This is a genomic window from Aquabacterium sp. (assembly GCF_004297345.1).
GTDB lineage: Bacteria > Pseudomonadota > Gammaproteobacteria > Burkholderiales > Burkholderiaceae_C > Aquabacterium.
In genome coordinates this window covers 1-1,533 of the sequence record NZ_SCTN01000219.1, presented here as the reverse complement: position 1 = coordinate 1,533, position 1,533 = coordinate 1, and the positions used below count along the sequence as shown (strand labels likewise).

2 protein-coding genes are annotated in these 1,533 nt (G+C 59.7%); both read left to right on the top strand.

Annotation, left to right across the window (positions count from 1 at the left end):
* On the top strand, positions 1-398 hold a 398-nt coding region (locus EPO09_RS07965), incomplete at its 5' end, for a DnaJ C-terminal domain-containing protein (RefSeq protein WP_290641916.1).
* 163 nt (positions 399-561) lie between these two features.
* On the top strand, positions 562-1,533 hold a 972-nt coding region (locus EPO09_RS07960), incomplete at its 3' end, for a response regulator (RefSeq protein ID WP_290641914.1).

Genomic DNA, 1,533 nt, shown 5'->3' with positions numbered 1-1,533 from the left:
CTCCTGGTGACCTGTACATCGAGATCCGCATCAAGCAGCACGACATTTTCGAGCGTGATGGCGATGACCTGCACTGCTCCGTGCCTGTGCCGCTGACATCAGCAGCGCTGGGCGGCAACATCGAGGTGCCCACACTGGGCGGCAAGGCGGAAATCGAGATCCCCGAAGGCACGCAGCACGGCAAGACCTTCCGTCTGCGTGGCAAGGGCATCAAGGGCATCCGCTCCAGCTACCCGGGCGATCTGTACTGCCACATCTCAGTTGAGACACCCGTCAAGCTCACCGAGCACCAGCGCAAGCTGCTCAAGGAGCTGGATGAGTCCTTCAAGAAGGGGGGCGAAAAGCACTCGCCCAACTCCAAGAGCTGGACAGACCGTGTGAAGAACATCTTCAAATAAGCGGCTACTGCATTGCGAAAGAAAGGCACCTCTCGGGGTGCCTTTTCCATTTTTGGCCAGGGGTTTCCCCCGTGCATTGCCTCAAGTTTGTGCACATGCTTGCCGAAATGCGAAAAGTGCTGGTCCACAAAGGGCCAGATCGCCATTTGTCATGCGAGGCGCCATGGCCATTCAAACTGCCCCTTCATTCCCCGGCATTCAAGCCCTGATCATCGACGACATGTCGGTGCAGCAATCCACGCTGAAGGGCCACCTGAGCATGCTGGGCATTGGCAAGGTCGATCTGGCCAGCACCGCAGAAGAAGCCACCAAGCTGATCAAACAGCGTCGCTACAACCTCATCCTGTGCGACTACAACCTCAATCAGAAGACGGACGGCCAGCAACTGTTTGAATACCTGCGCGACAACAGCCTGCTGCCTGCTGACTGCCTGTTCTTCATGATCACCGCAGAGAGCACCTACGCCTCGGTAGCTGCCGCCACGGAGCACAATCCCGACGCCTATCTCCTCAAGCCCGCCACAGCGGCCGATATCGGGGATCGGCTGAAGAACCAGCTTGAGAAACGTGCGGCGCTGCTACCAATCTCCCAAAAGCAGCTCAAGGACGATCTGCCCGGCGTGCTCGTCGAATGCGACAAATTGTTGGCGCAACAAAACCGCTGGTTCATGCAGGCCCTGCAGATCAAGGGCCAGACACTGCTCAAGCTGGGCAAGAACGACGAAGCCAAAGCCGTTTACCGTGCTGCCCTGGAAAAGCGCCCCGAACTGGTCTGGGCGCAACTGGGGCTGGCTCGCGCGCACAAGGCTGCCGGTCAGTTTGATGAAGCCAAGCACCTGGCCCAGCAAATCATCCAGTCACGCGAAGGTGAAAAGAACGTGGCTGCCTACGACGTCGTGGCCGAGGCGCTTGAGGCCCAAGGCGACCCGCAAGCGGCCATGTGGGTGCTGCGAGATGCGGCCACGGTTGTGCCCTCTGCGCGCCGCCAACGTATCGCCGGCGAAAGCGCCTACCGCAACGGCGACCTGGACACCGCCAAGGAGTTCTTGAACAAGGCCACCAAAGCAACCAAAGGCTCCGTGATTGCGCAACCCCAGGACACGCTTTTGCTGGCGCAGACCCTGGTGGACCTGGGC